The organism is Larkinella soli (genome assembly GCF_003703975.1).
Classification (GTDB): Bacteria; Bacteroidota; Bacteroidia; order Cytophagales; family Spirosomataceae; genus Larkinella; species Larkinella soli.
The window spans coordinates 737,878-754,968 of sequence record NZ_QTJY01000001.1 but is presented as its reverse complement, the minus strand read 5'-3'; the positions used below and the strand labels follow the sequence as shown (position 1 = coordinate 754,968).

The 17,091-nt window shown below is 57.7% G+C and carries 14 protein-coding genes; 5 read left to right on the top strand and 9 right to left on the bottom strand.

Annotated elements, in window-relative coordinates:
• Nucleotides 1-29: 29 nt before the first annotated feature.
• From DX909_RS05180 to DX909_RS05165, 4 genes are read left to right on the top strand one after another with little or no spacing between them, the layout of a single operon-like run.
• The gene (locus DX909_RS05180) at nucleotides 30-776 is read left to right on the top strand and encodes an acyl-CoA desaturase (protein WP_128544041.1); all 747 of its coding nucleotides are present in this window, start codon (nucleotides 30-32) and stop codon (nucleotides 774-776) included.
• Nucleotides 777-818: 42 nt separating this feature from the next.
• Nucleotides 819-1,583 (top strand): tRNA pseudouridine(38-40) synthase TruA, encoded by a 765-nt coding sequence (gene truA / locus DX909_RS05175; protein WP_128544040.1) that lies wholly within the window; start codon nucleotides 819-821, stop codon nucleotides 1,581-1,583.
• A gap of 38 nt (nucleotides 1,584-1,621) precedes the next feature.
• A complete protein-coding gene (locus DX909_RS05170; protein ID WP_128544039.1) occupies nucleotides 1,622-2,593 on the top strand; it encodes an XdhC family protein in 972 nt (323 codons plus the stop codon).
• Nucleotides 2,594-2,598: 5 nt separating this feature from the next.
• The gene (locus DX909_RS05165) at nucleotides 2,599-3,195 is read left to right on the top strand and encodes a nucleotidyltransferase family protein (RefSeq protein ID WP_128544038.1); all 597 of its coding nucleotides are present in this window, start codon (nucleotides 2,599-2,601) and stop codon (nucleotides 3,193-3,195) included.
• A 4-nt stretch (nucleotides 3,196-3,199) separates the two neighbouring features.
• Here the strand turns inward: DX909_RS05165 and DX909_RS05160 are convergent, their stop codons facing one another.
• A complete protein-coding gene (locus tag DX909_RS05160; RefSeq protein WP_128544037.1) occupies nucleotides 3,200-5,671 on the bottom strand; it encodes a TonB-dependent receptor in 2,472 nt (823 codons plus the stop codon).
• 202 nt (nucleotides 5,672-5,873) lie between these two features.
• Between DX909_RS05160 and DX909_RS05155 the strand changes: the two genes are divergently transcribed.
• Nucleotides 5,874-7,541, top strand: a complete 1,668-nt coding sequence (locus DX909_RS05155) for a hypothetical protein (protein WP_128544036.1) — start codon at nucleotides 5,874-5,876, stop codon at nucleotides 7,539-7,541.
• Between the two features lie 59 nt (nucleotides 7,542-7,600).
• On the opposite strand, the gene DX909_RS05150 is transcribed toward DX909_RS05155, so the two are convergent.
• The 8 genes from DX909_RS05150 to DX909_RS05115 all read right to left on the bottom strand — a co-directional run bounded on the left by DX909_RS05150 (nucleotide 7,601) and on the right by DX909_RS05115 (nucleotide 17,054).
• Complete coding sequence (locus tag DX909_RS05150) at nucleotides 7,601-8,566, bottom strand: AAA family ATPase (RefSeq protein WP_128544035.1); 966 nt, start codon at nucleotides 8,564-8,566, stop codon at nucleotides 7,601-7,603.
• Between the two features lie 47 nt (nucleotides 8,567-8,613).
• Nucleotides 8,614-9,975: a peptidylprolyl isomerase gene (locus DX909_RS05145; protein WP_128544034.1), complete on the bottom strand. Its 1,362-nt coding sequence runs from the start codon at nucleotides 9,973-9,975 to the stop codon at nucleotides 8,614-8,616.
• Between the two features lie 93 nt (nucleotides 9,976-10,068).
• On the bottom strand, nucleotides 10,069-12,384 hold the full coding sequence (locus DX909_RS05140) for a peptidylprolyl isomerase (RefSeq protein WP_229310958.1): 2,316 nt from the start codon (nucleotides 12,382-12,384) through the stop codon (nucleotides 10,069-10,071).
• Nucleotides 12,385-12,488: 104 nt separating this feature from the next.
• On the bottom strand, nucleotides 12,489-13,166 hold the full coding sequence (locus tag DX909_RS05135) for a hypothetical protein (RefSeq protein ID WP_128544032.1): 678 nt from the start codon (nucleotides 13,164-13,166) through the stop codon (nucleotides 12,489-12,491).
• An 11-nt stretch (nucleotides 13,167-13,177) separates the two neighbouring features.
• Nucleotides 13,178-13,513 (bottom strand): avidin-fold protein, encoded by a 336-nt coding sequence (locus DX909_RS05130; protein ID WP_128544031.1) that lies wholly within the window; start codon nucleotides 13,511-13,513, stop codon nucleotides 13,178-13,180.
• A 15-nt stretch (nucleotides 13,514-13,528) separates the two neighbouring features.
• Nucleotides 13,529-14,602 carry an agmatine deiminase family protein gene (locus DX909_RS05125; RefSeq protein ID WP_128544030.1) on the bottom strand — a complete coding sequence of 358 codons (1,074 nt, stop codon included), beginning with the start codon at nucleotides 14,600-14,602 and terminating at the stop codon, nucleotides 13,529-13,531.
• A 230-nt stretch (nucleotides 14,603-14,832) separates the two neighbouring features.
• Complete coding sequence (locus DX909_RS05120; protein WP_128544029.1) at nucleotides 14,833-15,879, bottom strand: Ppx/GppA phosphatase family protein; 1,047 nt, start codon at nucleotides 15,877-15,879, stop codon at nucleotides 14,833-14,835.
• A 152-nt stretch (nucleotides 15,880-16,031) separates the two neighbouring features.
• On the bottom strand, nucleotides 16,032-17,054 hold the full coding sequence (locus tag DX909_RS05115; RefSeq protein WP_128544028.1) for a hypothetical protein: 1,023 nt from the start codon (nucleotides 17,052-17,054) through the stop codon (nucleotides 16,032-16,034).
• Between the last annotated feature and the right edge of the window lie 37 nt (nucleotides 17,055-17,091).

The following is a 17,091-nucleotide window of genomic DNA, read 5'->3' as shown; positions in this document are numbered from 1 at the left end:
TGTCGTCTGATACAATACGACCACTTTCAATGATCATCATCACGTTCTTCCTGCTGCACTGGTACCTTTCGGTATTGATGCAGACCTTCTTCCTCCACCGTTACGCGGCTCACCAGATGTTCACGATGAGCCCCTTCTGGGAAAAATTCTTCTACGCCGTCACCTTCGTCAGCCAGGGTTCGTCCTTTCTCAGCCCGAGGGCCTACGGCATCATGCACCGGCTGCACCATGCCTATGCCGATACCAGTCGTGACCCCCATTCGCCCGATTACTCCGAAAATCTCTTCGACATGATGTGGAAGACGAAAAGCTTCTATAATGACATTCTGAAAAACCGGGATTCCATCGACCCGAAGTTCAAGAAGGGCGTTCCCAACTGGGAATTCATGGAATGGCTCGGCGACCGCTGGTTCGTCCGGATCGCCTGGGGGGTGGCCTACACGCTGTTTTACATGTATTTCGCCACTGCCTGGTGGATGTTTCTGTTGCTGCCGATTCATTACCTGATGGGGCCGGTCCACGGCGCGATCATCAACTGGTATGCCCACCGCTACGGTTACGTCAACTTTCAGGTGGACGATACGGCCAAAAATCTGCTTCCCTTCGATTTTCTGATGATGGGTGAATCCTATCATAACAACCACCATAAATACGGCGGCCGGGCCAATTTCGGCTTCCGCTGGCACGAGTTCGACCCCACCTACCCGCTGATCCGGCTGCTGAACGGCCTGCACATCATCCGACTGAAGAAGAATAACGACCTGAAGTACATGTAGACCATTCGGGAATTGCGCCGGAGCGCGTTATTTTTGCCTCTTATGCGCTATTTTATGGAGCTGGCCTACCGGGGTACGAACTACCACGGCTGGCAGACACAGGCGAACGGGATCTCCGTTCAGGAAGTGATTGAAAAGAAACTGAGTACCCTGCTCCGGCAGTCCGTCGGGATTGTCGGCAGCGGGCGTACCGATTCAGGCGTTCATGCGGGGCAGCAGTTTGCCCATTTCGACCTGGAAAAACCTCTCGGGAACATCGGGCCGTTCGTCCACGCCCTCAATTGCATCCTTCCCGCCGATATTGCCGTCCGGACCATCTTTCCCGTCGATGCCGATGCCCATGCCCGGTATTCGGCGGTTTACCGGTATTATCAGTACCGCATCGCCCGGCAGAAGGACCCCTTCCGGGAAGATCAGCTATACGTGTTTCAGCCGCATCTGGACGTGGATCGGATGAACGAAGTGGGCAGGCTGTTACGGGAGCAGACCGATTTTCAGAGTTTCAGCAAGGTGCGGACGACCGTGGCCCATTTCCGCTGCGAGATGGATCTGGCCGAATGGCGTCATGAAAACGGGGTGCTGGTTTTTCACACCCGCGCCAACCGGTTTCTGTACGGAATGGTGCGGGCTTTGGTCGGTACGATGCTGGAAGTCGGGCAGGGGCGGATGTCGGTGGAGGAGTTTCAGCAGATCATGCGGGCGAAAGACCGCCGGAAGGCCGGCCGTTCCGCCCCCCCCGGTGGCTTGTTTTTGGTGGAGGTCGGCTACCCGCCGGAGATCATTCATCATAAAAATGTTGAAATTTGATTTTTGAATGCTGATTTTTGATTATTCAGCAGAAACGTATGATCCACGAATTTCAGCAAATCATCCGAGCGTATCGGAAAACCGATTTCAACGAGCGGAAAGCCGCCCTGGCCACGGTGGTCGGCCTGACGGGTTCGGGCTACCGCCGTCCGGGAGCGCGCATGTACATCACCGACGACGGTATGTGGATAGGGGCCATCAGCGGAGGCTGTCTCGAAGGAGACGCGCTCCGGAAAGCCCGTGAGGTGATGATGACCGGCACCGCGCGACTGGTTACCTACGATACGTCCAATCCCGACGGGGAGAACTTCGGCATCGGCCTTGGCTGCAACGGTGTTCTGGACGTTCTGATCCAGCCCATCGACCCGACCGAAGCCGACAACCCGCTCGAAACCCTCGATCGCATCATGCAGGAACGACGCCCGGTGTCGCTTACGACCTCTCTGCCCGACGGGGCCGGGGTGTTCACCGAAGAACTCAAACCCGATATTCAGCTGCTGGTGTTCGGCGGAGGCTACGATGCGGTTCCGCTGGTGAAACTCGCCAAACAGGTCGGCTGGCGGGTGGTCGTGACGGACGACTGCGTGGCCCACCTCCAGCCCCGGCGCTTCGGGGAGGCCGACGAGATGCTGGCCGTGCCGCGGGACCAGGTCCGGAGCCAGGTACCCATCGACCGGTATTCGGCCGCCGTGCTGATTTCTCATAACTTTAAATACGACCGGGCCGTTCTGCAGGAATTGCTGCAATCCGACATTCCCTACATCGGCTTACTGGGTCCGAAAAAACGGGGCGACGCTCTGCTGGCCGAAGTGGCCGATTTTGTGAAGGGCACCGACCTCGACCGGGTTTTCTGGCCGGTAGGTCTGGACGTGGGCGCCGAAACCCCGCAGGAAATCGCTCTGTCGGTCGTGACGGAGATTCAGGCGTTTTTCCGCAAAGCTTCAGCCCAGCCTCTGAAGTATAAAACCGCTCCGATCCACCAGACCGGACAGGCGCTGGTCGATCTGTAAGGCTTATGAACATCGGCGTTGTGATACTGGCGGCCGGAGCATCGTCCCGCATGGGCGGCCAACCGAAACAACTGGTGGCCTGGGAGGGAAGAACCCTGATCCGGCGAGTGGTCGATACGGCCCTGTCCACCCCGTTCCGGCCGGTGGTAGTGGTTTTGGGCGCCAACCGGGAGCAGATCGTTACGGAACTGGACCGGCTGCCGGTGACGATCATGGAAAACCGGCATTGGGAACAGGGGCTGGCCTCTTCCATCAAAACCGGCCTGGCGGCTTTGTATCTTACCCAGAAGGAGTTCGACGCCGTGCTGTTCCTGCTCACCGACCAGCCGCACGTCGACCGGGGCCTGCTTCTGCAACTGGCCCACGTCTACGCCGAATCCGGCAAGGGCATCGTGGCTTCCAGCTACGGAGGCAGCCTGGGCGTTCCGGCCCTCTTCGACCGGAAGTACATTCAGGACCTGCTCAGTCTGGAGGGAGACGCCGGCGCTAAAAAACTGTTCATGGAATACCCACAGGACTGCGCCGAGGTGCCGTTCGAACCCGGCCGCGTCGACCTCGATACTCCGGGGGACGTCGATACCTTTCTTCAACAGAACCCTTAAGCAATCAAAAGTCGATCCGGTAGAAGAATACCGGCAGAAATCCCAACTGGTATTCGCGCTTGATAAAACTGCCGTCGGGCTGAGGTGCGTAGCTGAGCGTCAGTACGTTCTGAATGCCGAGGATGTTCACCAGATCGACGGCGATCGTGTGGGTCAGCCGGCGCCGGTTGATCTTGTAATCCACTTTCAGGTCCAGCCGGCGGTAATCGGGAAACTGCTGCGAGTTGCGGGTGTCGCTCTGGAAGACGATCTCCTGGGCGGCCTGGGAAGCCACGACGTCTACCGGCCCGAAGCGCCTTCCGCCGATGGCCGTAAATTTGGCGCCCAGGTTCAGGCTCGTATACCGCCCTGCCGACCGGCGCAGCACGAACTCCTTCGCGTACAGGGCGTTGAAGGCATATTTTCCGTTGAAGTCGGTATTTCGAAGCACACCGTCAGACCCCCGGTATTTCGCGTCGAACACCGAGCCCGTGACCAGAAAGTAATAGCCGTCGCTGAAAAACTTCTCCAGCGTCAGTTCGGCCCCGTAGTTTCTTCCGGTTCCTTTGTTGACCAGCTTGCCCGGAAATACCCGGGTAAACGACGCCCCCGTGTTCAGGATGGAAAACGAACTGCGCTGCTCCTCGACCGGAACGTTGAACAGCCGCTGGTAATAAGCCTCGATTTTCAGCCGCATATTCCGGCCCAGCAGGCGGTCGTAGCCGGTCACATAATGCCAGCTTTTCGTCAGGCCGGTGTTGAGGTTCAGCAGATCGCTGCTGCGGGCTTCCCCATTGAGGTTTCGACCGTAGAAATAGACATAGGACGGCTGAATCTGGCTGTGCAGCCCGACCGCGGCCGACAGTTTCTGGCGGTTCGGCAGGTCCCAGACCAGCCCCGCCCGGGGTTCGATGGGGGAGAAGCTGTGATTGTTGAGCGAAAAGTAAAAGCTCGTCAGGCCGGCGCTCAGGCTCAGCCGGTCGGTCAGGTTGACCCGCCACTGGACATACGGCTGAAGCTGCACGGCCGTCCGGCGCGAATCCCAGCGGGTTTCCCACGGCGCCAGCCGGATAGGAGTGTTGGGCAGACTCGTCACGGCCCGGACGCTGTCGATGAAATGGAAGAAATAGACGTCGGCATTCAGGCCGGCCTTCAGCGTGCTCCGGGCCGAGAACTTATGGTTGACCGTTGCCGCCAGCGCCGTTTTGGTTTCCGCAAACCGGTAATCCAGAATGGGCCGGAGCGAGTCGATCACGTAGCGATTATTCTGAATCAATGGGTTCCCGTCGGTTCCTTTTCGAATGAACAGATAGTCGTGGTTGGCGTCCTGCACGTTGCCTGAAACGGCCAGAGTGGCTTTAAAAAAGGTCTGCCGGGTCAGCGGTTTTTCGTACGTCAGACCGGCCACGCCCATGCGGGAGGTGTAATACTGATCGCGGTCGTTCTGGCCGTAGATATTCCGATCGGCCACGGTCTGTTTGCTGATGAGCAGGTCGATTGTGCTGGTGCCGCCGAAGCCCCAGAGCGAAAGCCGGGCGTTGTTGCGGAGCGGAAAACTGAACCGGAACGACGCGTCCTGATAGGAGGGAACGGCCTGCGTACCGATGTCGATCCCGATCTGATTGAACAGCCAGAGGTTGGCATACCGGAAGGAGGCAAAATAGGACGAGCCGGTTTTCCGGGACAGCGGCCCTTCCACCTGCCCCTCGGTGCCGAGAAAGCCGAACTGGAAGGAACGCTGGTGCTTTTCGTTGTTTCCGTTGCGCAGCCGCAGGTCGAACACCCCGGCGATGCCATTGGCGAATTCGCCCGGGAAGGCGCCGGTGAAGAAATCCGAGTTGGCCAGCATCTTGTTGCTGATGATGCTGACCGGCCCGCCGGAGGTGCCGGGAATGGCGAAGTGGTTCGGGTTCGGGATCGATACGCCCTCCACACGCCACAACACCCCGCTGGGCGAGTTGCCGCGGATGACGATGTCGTTGCGGGAGTCGTCGGCCCCCTGGACCCCGGCGAAGTTGGAGGCCATGCGGGCGGGTTCTCCCCGGCTTCCGGCGTAGCGGTCGGCTTCATCGACGGAAAACTGGCGGGCCGATACCACGGCCATTTCATTGCGGGCCTCGCCGGTTCGCTGGGCCTTGACGACGATGGTGGCCAGTTCGGTGACGGATTCTTCCAGTTCGGCATCCAGGATCGTTTCCCGGCCGGCATCGACGATAATGTTGTTCAGCAGGACCTCTTTAAACCCCACCAGTGAAATTCGGACGGTCCGGCGGCCGACCGGCACGCCGGGGATTCGGTAACGGCCCAGCGTATCGGAGATCGTGCCGGCCGGTTGGGAAGCGGAGAGGTCGACGACCTGAATGGTGGCCCCGATGAGCGGGTACCTGGAATCCTTGTCGACCACCCGGCCCCGAAGGGTCTGGGTAAGAACGGTTTGTGAATAGGAGGTCAGGCTGGTACCTAATACGAACAGGAGCAGGCCGTACAGTGATTTCATCGAAAAACGTTTAGGGGGGGCTAAATCTACACATTTTACCGGGCGATACCCTACAAGGCAGGACAGTAAAGTTCGGCATTCGTGCCATGTTTGTTTCAGAGCATAGCTTTCATTTATAGGTTAGTAAGCCAATCCGTGGGAACCCCTGGCTCCCACGGATTTCCACCAACCGTCGCATTCCCGTCTCCGATCCTTTTTCGTTATGAAAGCGAAATCCTGCCTGACCCTGCTGCTGCTTGCTTTTGCCTGTAAAGATACCGGGGGCGTCCCCAACCGACCTCCCGCATCGCTGACGCTGAAGGCCGTCCTGACCTCCGTCGATCCGTACACCTACCGGTTTGAGGCCGCAGCCGTCGATGCGGATTTTGACCCGCTGACCTACCGGTGGGAATTCGGAGAAGGGACCGTCCGGGCCGGAGCCGATAAGGAAACTTTCGTTTTCAGGGAGATCAACCGGCCCTATACCGTCAGGGTCAGTGTAACGGACGGCAAGTCCGAACCCGTTTCCGAAACCGTCATCGTGCAGACCGCCGTGGGGCAGGTGACCGTCGACCTGAGCAAAAAGAACCAGACCATCGAAGGGTTCGGCGGCTTCGGAGCGCAGGATGTCTACTGGTCGAACGGGCCACTCACGAGCGAGGCCTTCGTGGATGCGGTGGTGAACGACCTCGGGCTGACGATCCTGCGGGACGAAATTCCGACCAGCTTCGAGCCGGAAAACGACAATACCGACCCCAACGTCACCGACCTGTCGAAGTATAACCTGACCCGCGACCTCCCGAATCACCACGCGCATTTCGGCCGCCGAATTCCGCACCTGAAGGCCATGAAAGCCGCCGGGGTGGAGAAATTCATCATTTCCGTCTGGAGCCCGCCCGAGTGGATGAAATGGAATAACCGGCTGGACAACGGTACCAAAGATAACTCCGCCCCGGCCTACAACCCCAACCCGAATGCCGGTTCCAATCAGCTGAAAAAAGAGAATTACGAGGAGTTTGCCGAGTACTGTACGGCTTTCGTCCGGATTTTCAAACGGGAGATCGGGGTGGAGCCGTATGGTCTGAGTTTGCAGAACGAACCCCGGTTTTCGCAGTTTTATCAATCCTGCGTCTATAATGGCGAAGCCCTTCGGGACCTGATTAAAACGGTCGGCGGCCGTTTCCGGAAGGAGGGCATCACTACCCGGCTGTTTCTGCCCGAGGACGTCGGCTGGCTCGATGGCGTCCGATCCATGACCCAGCCGACCCTGAACGATCCTGAAGCCCGGCAGTACGTGGGGTTCGTGGCGGTACACGGCTACGCTTTGGACGGGGTGACGGCCGGTTCGCAGGATGCCCAAACCTGGCAGACGATGTATAACTGGGGCGCGCCGTACCGGCTGCCGCTCTGGCAGACCGAGACCTCCGGCTATTCTAACGACATGAAAGGGGCCGTCCGGCTGGCGTCGGCCATGTATACGGCCCTGCGCTTCGGCAACAGTTCGGCCTGGCTGTTCTGGACCCTCAGCACGGGCACGCTGGATGAATACAGCCTGATGAATTCGGCCGGGGTGAAAAGCAAACGGTTTTATACCTCGAAACAATTCTACCGCTATATCCGGCCCGGAGCCGTCCGCAACGAGGCCGATTCCGACCTTTCCGAAGTGTTGCCGCTGGCTTTCTCCCATCCGGAAACCGGCCAGAAAACCCTGGTTCTGATCAATACCGGCGATACCGACCGGGCCGTAAGAATCACCGGTACCGGTCTGCCTGCCCAATGGAAGCAGTTTCGAACGACTTCGGACGACGACTGTGCGGCCAAAGAAGCCTTTTCGCCAGGGAAAACCCTGCTGCTGCCGGCTGCCTCCATTATTACCCTTACCGGCAATTAAACGAAAAAGCCGGTTCCAAAACCGGCTTTTTCAGGAAAGAGGGGGATGGCAATACCGTTTTAAAGCATTCGTTTGATCAACTGATCGACCGTGATGCCTTCGGCTTCCGCCTTGAAGTTCCGGACGATGCGGTGGCGCAGGATCGGGTAGGCAACCGCCCGAACGTCCTCGATATCAGGGGAGTATTTGCCGTTGAGAAGGGCGTTGCACTTGGCGGCCAGAATCAGAGCCTGCGAGGCCCGCGGTCCGGCACCCCACTCCAGGTAGGTATTGGAATCCGCAGCGGCCAATTCCGTATTGGGCCGGGTTTTGTGAACCAGTTTAACGGCGTATTCCACCACGTTATCGACCACCGGAACCCGGCGAACCAGGTGCTGAAAGGTGGTGATTTCCTCGCCGGAGATCACTTTCTGAACCTGATACCGCTCGTCGGAGGTAGTCGATTTCACGATGTCCAGTTCGGATTGGTAGGAGGGATAGTCCAGAAAGACGTTGAACATGAAACGGTCGAGCTGGGCTTCCGGCAGAGGGTAGGTCCCTTCCTGCTCGATGGGGTTCTGCGTGGCCAGAACGAAGAACGGCCGGCCCAGCGGGTATTTCTGCCCCGCAATCGTCACGGCGTACTCCTGCATGGCTTCGAGCAGCGCCGACTGGGTTTTGGGCGGAGTCCGGTTGATTTCGTCGGCCAGGATGATGTTGGCGAAAACGGGGCCTTTGATGAATTTGAACCGCCGTTCCTGGTCGAGCGTTTCGGAACCGAGGATGTCGGACGGCATCAGGTCCGGGGTGAACTGTATCCGGTTGAAGCTCAGGTCGAGGGCACCGGCGATGGTCTGGATGAGCAGCGTTTTCGCCAGGCCGGGCACACCCACGAGGAGACAGTGACCCTGGCAGAAAATGGCCGTCAGAAGGAGCCTTACGGTCTCGTCCTGGCCGATCACCACCTTGCCGATTTCGTTTTTCAGTCGTTTGTACGCTTCATTCAGCGCTTCAGCAGCCGCAACGTCGGAATTGTACTGTACCACAGAGTGTGAAGAGTTAGGTGTTGAGAATTATTTCAGGCCGGCGGCTGTCAGGGGCCTTCGGTTTTCTGGGTCCCGATGATCCGGCAGCTTTCGTATTCCGGATCGACCTTGATGTAAACGTCGCCCACTGCCTTTTTAAACCACCCATCGATCGCTTTGTTCTTTTTATTCGCCATGACGATGTTGCCGATCTTTTCATAATCGTCTTTCAGGTTGGCCGTATGCGGGTTCACTTTCCGTTTGTAATACAAAATCCGCACGGCGCTCTTGCCGTCTTCCGTCCGGTAGGGCAACGGCGGGCTGACCGCTCCGACCTTCATCGTGTCCAGCGTCATAAACAGCGAATAATCCATCGTGCCGTCGAGGGCCATTAGGGAACTGTTGGTCTGGGGATCGCGGAGAATACCGCCGGCGTCCGCCGTCCCTTTGTCTTCGGAAAAATCCTTGGCGGCTCTTTCAAACTTGAGCGTATCGGTAAGGATCAGGGTCCGGATGCTGTCGAGGAAACGGGTCGGGTCGGTCACGTCAAGGCGGTTATAATCCGGCCGGAGCAGGATGTGCCGGGCGTGGTATTCGGCCCCGCGGGTTTCGATCAGCTGGATCAGGTGCAGGCCGAAGTCCGATTCGACGATATCCGACATTTCACCCGGTTTCAGTTTGAGGGCCGCTCCTTCGAATTCCGGCACCATCATCCCGCGTTTGGCGAAGCCGAGGTCACCGCCCTTCTGGGCCGAGCCGACGTCTTCCGAGAATTCGCCGGCCAGTTTGGCAAAATCTTCTCCCTTCTGAACGCGTTCTTTCAGGGCGAGCAGGCGTTTGCGCAGTTCATCCTTCTGTTCCCGGGTTACCTTGGCAAACCGGACGATGTGGGCGATTTCCGCTTCCGCCGGGATGTAGGGAAGGCTGTCTTTGGGGATGCTGTTGAAGAATTTCCGGACCTCGCTCGGGCTGACCTTGACGTCGTCGGTGATCTTGGTCTGCATCCGCTGGCCGAGCATCTGCTCTTTCACTTCCTGACGGAGTTCACTTTTCAGAGATTCGATGCTTTTCCCGTAGGCTTCCACCAGGTTCTTTTCCGAGCCGAACTGCTGGATCATGTACGACATCCGGCTGTCCATCTGGTTCTCCACCATCTTGTCTTCCACCGTTACGGAGTCGATTTCGGCTTTGGCCAGAAGCATTTTCTGGACAACGAGGCTCTCCAGCAGCTGGCAGTCCGCCGGGGGCGTCTGGTTCTGCTGGACGTACGACTGTTTGGCCTGTTCAAGATCCGATTTGAGTACGTAGTAGTTATCGATCTTTGCAATGATCTTGTTCAGGCTGTAGGGCTGTCCCTGAGAAAAGGCCGGGATGGCCGCCGGAAGCAGCAGGGCCGTTAGGGAAAATAATCTGGGAATGAAATACTTCATCAAAATATCATTCAGGTTTACTATTCAATATTAACGCTTTCGGGACGATTTTTCGCTAAAGTGCGGGTCGCAATCTGTTAAATCATGTTAAAATTATTTTACCAGTTTCCGTACTTCCTCGTCGTTGGCCTGTACCGGATACTGCTGTTTCAGCCGGTCGAGCCACTGTTTTTCCAGCAGGGCCTGGTAGTCGTTGATGACCGCGCCCCGGGCTTCCTCGAAGGTTTTCACCCGCGGGGCCTCGATCCGCTCGATCTTCACCACGCCGACCTTGCCGGCCTGCCGGGCGGTATGGGTGCCGGGCTGCCAGGGAACCGCATCCAGGAACGGGTTCGCCCCTTTGGAGAAAGTCCCTTCCGTCATGGAAATGGTGCCCGGTGTTTTGGCGTTCAGGATCTTTTCCACATCTTTTTTCGAGGTAGAGAATAGTTGAAACGTGACCCGGCGCGCCTTTTCTCCTTTGACGCCCGGCCGGAATTTGCCGTGGTCTTTCTCCATGATCCTGATTACCGGGATCCGGTTCGCCGTCAGGAAGTTGACGACCGTCCGGATGCGTCCGGCCGATACCGTGTCGCGCTCGGGGCCGTCGGCCGAACCGGATACTTCCACCAGGTAATCCGGGTTCTTGATCATCAGCACCAGCAGGTCGAACAGCGACTCCCGGTGTTTCGGACTCAGGGCCGTCTGGTTCACGCCATAGTCCAGATCTTCCACCGACCGCCGGAGCTGATAGGGGCTTTTCGCGAGCATCTCCGTAGCCTGATCGAGCGTTTCCTGGCTGGTGCCGACCAGAATGGAGGCCACCGCCCGCTGGTCATACCGGTATTTCTCCCGATTTTGCTCGTAAAAGCTTCGCTGGCCGAGCGAGTCGGTCAGGGATTTTTCCCAGACGTTGGTTTCCATCACCTGCGAGAGCAGTACCCCGTCGCGGATGTCGTTCATGAGCGCCCGGAAGTCCGGGTATTTCTGTTCCAGACCGGCTTCCTCCTGCTCGATCAGCTTATCGTCGACAAACCGGCGGAACAGGCGCTCCATCATCACCACGGGAGAGGACCCGGCCGGCCGGGGCTGCTGACGGCGGTACACCGTCTCCAGAAATTCGTTGACCGTGTACGGCTTTTTATTGACCAGTACGATCGGTTTTTTGTCGAGGGCTGCCGGGAGGGGTACCGGCATCTTCCATTTTCCGCGGACCAGACTCGTATCGGCCAGCGCCAGCGTCTGGTTGAGAACGGCCGGAGATTCGGTGATGGTATAAAGGCTCCGAAGCCGTTGAGTCAGTGCACCCCGAACCACCTCCGCCCGGGTATCGGTCACCACCTTCTGCCGGATGATCGGGGCCATACCGTCGAAAGATTCCAGCGGCAGCCGTTCGACCAGCCGGACGATGTGCCAGCCGTAGTTGGTCCGGAAGGGGGCCGAATAGCTTCCCGCCCGGGTCAGGCTGTAGGCCGCTTCCTCGAAGGCCGGAACCATCTGCCCAACCCCAAAAACCGGCAGAAGGCCGCCGGTATTGCGCGATTCGCGGTCGTCCGAAAACTCTTTGGCCAGGGCGTCGAACGGCTCGCCTTTCTGCAGACGGCTGTACACCTCGTCGATGCGGGCTTTGGCGGCCCTCTGGCCTTCGTCACCGACCGGGGAGGTTGCGGCACTGGGGCTGATCCGGACCAGAATGTGGGCCACCTGAACCTTGCCCCGGCTCGGTCGTTTATCCAGCACTTTCACGAGGTGGTAGCCCGAGCGGGACCGCACCGGCATCGAAATGCTTCCGGCCGGCGTCGTGTAGGCCGCCGTCTCGACGGGGTAAAGTACCTGAAACACCGTCACATAACCGAGGTTTCCGTCGTTGGTCGAAACGGTCGGATCTTTGGAGAACTGGCGGGCGGCCTGGGCAAAATCCCCGCCCTGAAGCAGCTGATTCCGGAGGCTGACGGCCGCCTGGTAAGCCGCCAGCGTATCGGCCGGGGCCGCGTCTTCCGAAACGGCAAACAGAATGTGCGAAATGCTGACCTCCTGCTTCATCCGTTCGTAAGCCTCGGCGGTCAGCCGTTCGATGACTTCCTTGTCGTTTAGATACGATTGAGCCAGCTGCCGGCGGTAGGTGGCGATTTCTTCCCGGAAGGCTTCGGTGGTGTCCCGGCCTTCCTGCTCGGCGGCCAGTACTTTGAGTTTGAGATTGGTATACAGATCGAAGTACTCCCGGATGTCGGTCCGTCGGGTAGAATCCCCGCTGATCTGGTTTTTGGTAAACGACTGAAAGAACTCGTCGGTGGTAAACGATTTGTTCCCCAGTTTCAGAATGACGGGTTCCGGCGGGGCCGTTACTTTCGGGACCGTCTTACAGCCTGAAAGGACCGAGCCCAGCAGCAACCCGCCGAGCGCCATTTTAAGGAAAGCAGAAGATGTCAAAGCGGGAAAAGATTGCGTTGCATGGTCCGTCGGACGGTCAACTGGCATGAGATTTAACACTATACGTACTCAGAAACAGAGATTTATCGGAATTAGTTACGATTCTAACGCTGGGTGGCCGGCTTTATTTTCATTCGTTTCAGCCGGAGGTCATACTCAACCTCATAGGCAAAAGAGTCACGCAGATGTTTCCCCGAAAACCGGGCCGGGACATGAACGACCGAGGTCTTGTTTTTGACCAGGGTATCATACCGCAGCTCGACGCTGCTTTGGCCGAGCAGATCGTCGGCATCGAGCCGGTCGGCCAGCTGCACCCCCAGGCCGGCGGCCGCCAGCGCGGTGGTCACGTATTTCAGGGGAGTCAGCAGCTCCGACCCCAGTTCAAAAAAGCCGACCGGCACCTGAATCCAGCGGTTGACGTCGCGAATGCGGCTGAGAAACTGCTGCGCCCGGCTGTAATCGTCCACTTCCACCAGGATCAGCGAGGCCACCACCTTGCCGTTTTTCGGTATTTCCAGCAAAACCGGTGCCTGATCGGTAAAGGAAACCGCGCGGTTCTTCTCCATTTTTTCGACACCCCACCCATTGCTGATCACCCCGACCAGACGGTTGCGGTTGTCGAAGGCCGTCAGCGACCAGGCCATCATGACCTCGTCCTTCCGCGACAGCGTTTCCTCCAGATTCACCGCTTTAAGGCTGTTGAGCTTCATCTCGGCCGTCAGCGGTTTCGAGGGCGAGCAGGCCGCCAGCAGAAAGATAATGAGCAGACTTCGTAGTTTCATTCCAGGCATGTTTACCGGCATTCTTCAATGATCGACTCTCCCGAAGACCCGTCGCCGTTGGTCCACTGCCAGCGTTCGTGAAGCCGCAAGCGCCCGTCGGGCAGAACTTCGGGAGTCGAGCGGCAAATTCCATTCCGAAACCGGCCGTCGGTGTTGAGGTGCTGGTAGACCATGTCGAGGGAGCCGTCTTCCCCCACCTTCGCCATCAGGAAACCCTTCACGATGGAACCGCCCGAGTAGTCCGCCCAGACCAGGCTGTTTTCCTGGTGATACCGAAACGTGGTGGCCGCATCGACTTCCCCGTTGTCGGTATTGGTCACCGACCTGAATAGCTTACCGTCGTACATGATCCCTCCCAACTATCAAACCACTGCCGGTTCCTGCTGGCTGAGGCAGTGGAACGTACCCAGCCCCCAGACCACTTCCGTCGCGTCGATTCCGACCACTTTCCGGTTCGGGAAACACCGTTCCAGAATCTCGATGGCGATCTGGTCCTTGTCGCAGCGGAACGTCGGGACGATCACCGCGGCATTGGAAATGTAAAAATTGGCGTAGGAAGCCGGCAGCCGCAGTCCTTCGCTCAGCACCGGCTCGGGCATGGGCAGATTGACGATGTTGAGCGGTTTGCCGTTCAGCAGACGCATCTCCTTCAGGTCCCGGTGGATGCCCTGGAGGAACTCGTAATTGTCGTCATTGGGGTTCGTTTCGGTAGAAACCACGACGGTATCTTCATTGACGAACCGAACCGTATCGTCGATGTGACCGTCGGTATCGTCGCCGACGATCCCTTCCTCCACCCAGAGGACCTGTTCCACCCCATAATACTCGCGGAGGTAGGTTTCGATCTGGGACTGGGTCAGGTGGGCGTTCCGGTTCTGGTTCAGAAGGCAGGCCTTGCTGGTGAGGACGGTGCCTTTTCCGTTGAATTCGACGGCCCCGCCTTCCATAACGATCCCCGGGTTCACGTATTTCAAGCCGCGGTAATGCGCAATCTCTACCGGAATCAGCCCGTCCCGGTCATAGGGTGGATATTTGCCGCCCCAGGCATTGTATTCCCAGTTCACGATCATCCGGTCCTTCTCATCCCGGTTGATCAGGAAAGCCGGTCCGTGGTCGCGGCACCAGGAGTCGTTGGAGGGATGAGGAAGGAGCGTGACCCGGTTCATATCGATTCCGGCCAGCAAAAGCCGCATCCGGGCCGACTGGATGACGGTTTCGTTATGGGCATTGATGCAGACCTGTTCGCCCTCACTGATCGTGCGGATAAACTCGATATACGCCGGAAACATCCGCTCCTGCCGCTCATGCGACCAGGAAGCTTCCGTATGGGGCCAGGTGAGCCAGGTGGCGACGTGAGGATGCCATTCGGCCGGAAAGAAAAAGCCGTGCCGGGCGGGGATAAAATGAGAGTCGGCGTCGAGCCGAAGGGATTGCATAGTCATGCGGTCATTTCCAATAGAACCGCAAAACTACAAAAATTAATCGGGGAGAAGGAGAGAATGGAAGTTTAGGAGTGGAGGAGTTTGGGGGTTATGGGGTTTGGGGTGGAGGAGTTTGGAGGTGGAGGAATAGGGGAAGGGATTGGTTTTGTCGTTCCCCGGGATGACAAACCCCTCACACTTTAACTCCCCAACCCCTAAACTCCTCCACTCCTAAACTACCCTTCTCACAACGTCAGCAGGTACCCAATCGTAAAGTTGGCGTCCCAGTCGAAGACGAACTGGTTACTGCCTGTGCCTTCGGCGATGGCTTTATAGATGTTGACGCCGGCTTTGGTCTTGGCTTCCGTCGAATTGTAAGCGGAAGGCGTATTCAGAACCGTATAGCGCTCCTTGCCCTGACGAACCTCCTTGGCCAGTTCGAAAGGAACCCCGCCGATGATGAACACCGTCTTGCGGTTTGCTTCCGGCACCTGTTTGACCACGGCCTTCACCTCTTCGAAGACTTTGGCGTCGTCTACGCCGTTCTGGAAATATTTGGAACCATAGGTTTCGATAGCCGAGGTCTTGCTTCCGTTTTTCCAGGAAATTTTAGTATTTCCCGAGCCGATGTCGACCACGAATGAAGACTCTTCAAAATCTTTCGGCAGAACCGACCGCAGGGCCAGGCGGCCTTCCTGCTCGGGCGTTACCGTATTGACCACATAGTTCAGAGACTTCAGGGCCTTGATGATTTTCTGGGTATTCTCCGCCTTCACGGCACCTGAGCTGACCACAAAATGAATATCCCGACCGCCGACGCCGAAGTTGAGCATCTTGCTGATGTACTCCTTCAGCCCTTCCCGGACGTCCTGATCCGTGGCCATGTTCTCCAGCACGAGGCTGTTGCCGAACTCGGCCTTTTCGAGTTTCCAGTTTTTCTGGTCGTCGATCCGGACGATGAAGGAGTTGAAACCACTCGCTCCGAGTTCGACCACCCCCTTAAGTTTGCCGCCCTGCGGCACAGGAGCCGTGTACGTGAAAGTCTGACGCTCGCCGGTGGCGGCTGGTTCGTTCCCGGAGGAGGACGAGGCTTCGTCGTTCTCCGGGGCATCCGTCGATTCCTCAGCTGTTCCCGACGGCGCGCTGCTCGAGCCGGTCGTCTGGTCGGCGGTTTGTTTGGGGGCCAGCTTTTTCAGCAGGTCCACCCCGCCCACGTATTTGAAACCAAAGTAGACAGCGGCCAAGATCAGAGCCGTAATCAAAAGCCTTCCGGCTACGGTTAAGCGTTGCATAGGAATTGTTGAATTGTTGAATTGTTGAATGATTGAATGCGCTTCGCGGGGAGTGGAATTGTTGAATGATTGAATGGGCGCTGCCATTTTCAGCACTGCGGAGCCAATTCAATCGCAACGGCGAACCGTCATTCAACAACTCAATCACTCGATTATTCTAAGAGGCTTCGATAGCCTTCGTCCTTCGGCGGGTTGATCTGCCGGTTTGGGGAGGCCGTCGCCGGGCCGTCGAGCTGGATCTGCCGGAACTCGCCTTTGTTGTACGCTTCGAGCAGGGCCTGGCCTTTGTCCGAAAGCACACCGTTCTGGATGTCTACCGAGTTGATGAAGTCCATCGAAAGGTCCATGGCCCGCTTCATTTCTCCGAGTTTTTTGCTCATGTCGTCCTGAATGTATTCCATCGACTCGTCGAAGTAAAACTTCTTGTCCGGATTGCCCTTGAAGATGCTCACGGCCGTACGCAGCGCGTTGGAGCTTTCCTTCACGATCTGGTATTCGGCTTCCTTGAGCTTCACCTTGATCTCGGTCTCCTTGATGATGTAGTCGGCGCTTTTGTTTACTTTTTCCATGAACTCCAGCACCGTCTTCATATTGCGCTGGAGCGGGAACAGCTTTTCGTTCATTTCCTGCAGGCCGGCCCCTTCGATGGTCGCCAGGGAAGCGGCCTCCCGCATGCCCGGTTTGTCGGTCATGGCATTGGCCTTATTGGCTTCCGCGAATTTCTGCTTGATGACCTCGTTATTCTCCGAAATCTTGCGGTTCAGTTTGACCAGCTGCCCGGCCAGCGTGTCGATCTGGCCCTGCATCTTCCGGCGCTTGTCCTTCAGATCGTCGATATAGATCTTCATGATGGCAATCGGGTCGAGCTGGATCACGATGCCGGTAATTTTCCGCATCAGCGTTTTATACAGGAAGAAAACGGCCGTCCGGACGTCGCGGCTCGTAAACAGGAAGATCAGAAAGCCCAGCACCGCCAGCAGTCCCGCCAGATAGAGCGTATTTTCCGTAACCCGGATCAGAAACTCCACGACCCGGTTGAAATAGACCAGGCCGAGGGCGCCGATGGCCGCCAGGAAAAACAGACCTACGAGGCCTTCGGGCCGGCTCCAGAACGACCGTTTGTCACCGTCGTCGCTTCGGCCGCCCAGTTGCGAAAAATCAGGAGTTGATGCCATGTCAATCGTGTTAGGTTTATTGTGTTTGAAACCGCCC